Source organism: Anaerolineales bacterium, from assembly GCA_016928575.1.
Classification (GTDB): domain Bacteria; phylum Chloroflexota; class Anaerolineae; order Anaerolineales; family RBG-16-64-43; genus JAFGKK01.
On sequence record JAFGKK010000116.1, the window covers coordinates 1 to 3,416 of the forward strand.

The window sequence follows — 3,416 nt, forward strand, 5'->3', positions numbered from 1 at the left end:
AGGAGAGGGGGAAGGGGCCAGGGGATAGGGGTGAGGATGGAAAAGAGCAGGATTTCATTTCAGTATTACTGAGGCTGAGCAGATACGGTTATTTTTACTCATTGCTGAGCAGGGCGCTGAAAAAGGCGTTAGCTGTCTTTGCGAGCCCCGCCTTTTTCAGCACCCTGTTCGGGATGCACCACGCAATCCATGGGCGCCGGGAACACCGCACGGAGAGGGGATTATCTTCCGGTCTGATTTCGCAACGCGGCGGACATCCGGACGGTTCCCTCATCGAAGGTCTGCGCGGGCGTTAGCAGGCTGACAACGACCGCCTGCGCGTCCTCGAAATCGAACAGGTAACCCGGCTGCACGATAACGCCCTGCTCCTCAAGCAGCCGCAAGGCGAATTTTTCGTCCTCCGTTCCGTCGGGCAGTCGGATCACCGAGTACCACCCGCCGTCGCGAGGGAAGAGAGTGACGCCCGGAACATCCCCCAGCATTTCCCTCAGGGTTTCCTCGTTGGCGTCCACCCGCCGGCGGATCTGCTCCCGCACCCCGCCGCCCAGCATCAGAAGAACGGGGGCCGCCTGCTGGACCGGGGTCCCCACCGTTAAGTATGCGTCGGCGATGAATTCCAGCCGAGCCAGTGCGGTTCGGGCGGCTCGTCCGGGTCCGCTCACCGCGATCCAGGCGAGTTTCATCTGCGGCAATCCGCAGGATTTGGAGAGGCCGCCGAGCGTGAAGGTCAACGTATCCGGATTCCCGGCTGCGGACACCACGCTGCCGGCGCGGGCCGGCGAAGGGTAGTCCAGGAACACCTCGTCCACTACCAGCGCGGTCCGGTGCGCGGCGCAAAATCCGCTCAGCTCGCGCAGCTCCCGCTCGGTCAGCATGCTTCCGGTGGGGTTGTTCGGGGAAACGGCGACCACCGCGCGCACCTCCGCTTCCCAGGATTCGAACAAAGCGGAGGGATCCCAGCGCCAATCCCCTTCCGAAAGCGCGTAGGGCTTCGCAGCCGCGCCCTCCAGTTCGGCCAGCAGGGGGATCAGCGGGTAGCTGGGTTTCGGGTACAGGACGGACTTTCCCGGCGAGCACAACAGCTTGAAGAGAAGCCCATAGGCCTCGCTGGTTCCGGAGGTCAGGACGACGTGCTCCGGCGAGAGGGCGATCCCTCGCTCGTGATAATACCCCGCCACGGCGCTGCGCGCGGCGAGCAAGCCGCGCGGATCCGGCTGGTACATGCTTTTCGCCGAATCGCCCAGCGCCGCGCGGATCTCCTCCAGCGGGTATTCCAATTCGGCCAGGGTCGGATTGGCGATCGACAGATCCCACATCGTCGCGTTTGATCCGCGCCGAATTTCGACGGCGCGGAAGAAATCGTTCGGAGCGAGCGGACCGCGGATGCGCGAGGAGAACTTCATGCCGGGAGAATACCATGAAAACCGCCGACCCTTAGGGCTGCCGGCAGCCCTAAGGGTCGGCGTCCCGGCCGCGCCGCGTGCGAAAAAGGGTCTCTTCGAACGGCGCCCGACGGTGACGGTTTAGCCGACGGCCGTCTCCGCGGTAGGCCGCCCTTCCCGCGGCCGGTCTTCCAACCGCTGAACGGCGGGCGATGCGGCGGCGGACGCCGCCATCCCCAGGCAGACAATCCCCGCCGCCGCAAACCAAACCTCAGGCCCCAACCGGTCGGCCAGCGGTCCGGCGAGCGTCAATCCGATCGGCACGGCCATCCCGACCGCGCTCATGGTGAGCGCCATCACGCGCCCCTGCATCTCCGGAACGACCCGGGATTGGATGATGGCGAACAACGCGCCGTGGATGACCGCCATCATCGCCCCGCATCCGAACAGGCAGCCGGCGATCCAAAGCGCGTTCCCGGCGGGATGGAGACCGGCAGCCAAGAGGCTTGCGCCCAGCCCCGCCAATCCTAGGACGACCGTCCACACGCGCCGCCGGAAGCCGCCCCAGATCCCGAGCCCTGCGCCGCCGGCCACGATCCCGATGCCGAAAGCCGCCTGGATCCCGCCGAGGGTGATCGCCGTTCCGTCAAGCGAACGCCGGACCAGGATGGGAAGCAGCATCAGGGCCGGCTGCAGGAGCGAATTGAAGCACACGCCCGCCGCCATCAAGGCGCACAATCCGGTCCACCGCCAGACGTATCGCATCCCTTCGATCACGTCCTTGCGAGTCGTTTCCAGGAAGGAACCCGACCGCGCATCGCCCGCCGCCCGTTCGGGTTGGGGGATGCGCAGGCGGAGCAGTATTCCGACCGCCGCGAGCGCCGTCAGGATATCGATCAGCATAATCCCCACCACCGGAAAAAAACCGAGGAGCACGGCGGCGATCGGCGCGGCGGCGATGTTCAGCGCGCCCTCCAGCGCCTGATTCAATCCTTGGACCCTGGCAAGGTGCCGTTCGGGGACGATCAGGGTCGTGGTGGTCAGCATGGCCGGAGCGTGAAATCCGTCGCCGACGGCTCTCAGGAACATAAACGTGAAAATCTGCCAGGGTGCGGCAATCCCCGCGGCGAACAATCCGGACAGGATCAGGGTCGCGGCCGCAATCGCCGAATCCGCGACGATCAGAATGTGCCGGCGGTTGCCGCGGTCGACGATCGCTCCGGCGGCCGGGCCTAGGACCACCTGAGGCATTAGGCTCGCCAGGGCGGCCAGCGCCAGCACGGCCGCGGAATCCGTCGTTTGAGCCAGGTGCCAGATCAGCGCGAACGACACCAACCGACTTCCGAACAAGGACAACGCCTGCGAAGGCCAAAAGGCGGCGAACGGTCCGATCCACGAGCCGGCTGCGGATGCGTGCTTGTACGTCATGGGAAACCTCCCGGATGCGCCGTACGGCGCGGTTGAGATTCGGCGTATGCCGAAAAAAACGCGGCGTGGTTGCACCGCGGATCCTTCCAGGCAATCGAAAGGGATAGGATTACACGAAGAATCCAGATCCTTCGACGAACCTGATTCCTGCCTGAAAGAATCGAAAACCCTTGGGGTTCTTCGAACCCCAAGGGTTTTGTCCGGAAAAAGAAAACGCCCGGTCTTGCGACCGGGCGGATGAAGCCAAGGCCTCTTGGCAATGACCTACTTTCCCGGGCCGTTACCGGCCAAGTAGCATCGGCGCTGGCGGGCTTAACTTCCGGGTTCGGGATGGGACCGGGTGTACCCCCGCCGCTTCAATCACCAAGAGACCGTTGTCACCGAATAAGAAGGAAGGAAAAATTCCAAGTTCTCCGCACCACGGTCAAGCCCTCGACCATTAGTACGCCTTCGCTCAGCCGTTAACCGGCTTTACACGCGGCGCCTATTAAGCAGGTGGTCTACCTGCGGTCTTACCCGGATAAACCGGTGAGGGATCTGATCTTGGGGCAAGTTTCCCACTTAGATGCATTCAGCGGTTATCTCTGCCAGACGTAGCTACCCAGC

General features: G+C 64.1%; 2 protein-coding genes and 2 rRNA genes. All 4 read right to left on the reverse strand.

Annotation, left to right across the window (positions count from 1 at the left end; all coding sequences use genetic code 11):
* Nucleotides 1-221: 221 nt before the first annotated feature.
* Entirely contained in the window at nucleotides 222-1,403 is a 1,182-nt protein-coding gene (locus JW929_14090; GenBank protein MBN1440535.1) for a pyridoxal phosphate-dependent aminotransferase, read from the reverse strand.
* A 120-nt stretch (nucleotides 1,404-1,523) separates the two neighbouring features.
* Nucleotides 1,524-2,810 (reverse strand): MFS transporter, encoded by a 1,287-nt coding sequence (locus JW929_14095; GenBank protein MBN1440536.1) that lies wholly within the window; start codon nucleotides 2,808-2,810, stop codon nucleotides 1,524-1,526.
* A 251-nt stretch (nucleotides 2,811-3,061) separates the two neighbouring features.
* Nucleotides 3,062-3,178, reverse strand: a 5S ribosomal RNA gene (rrf, locus tag JW929_14100).
* Between the two features lie 52 nt (nucleotides 3,179-3,230).
* A 23S ribosomal RNA gene (locus JW929_14105) occupies nucleotides 3,231-3,416 on the reverse strand; the annotation flags it as partial.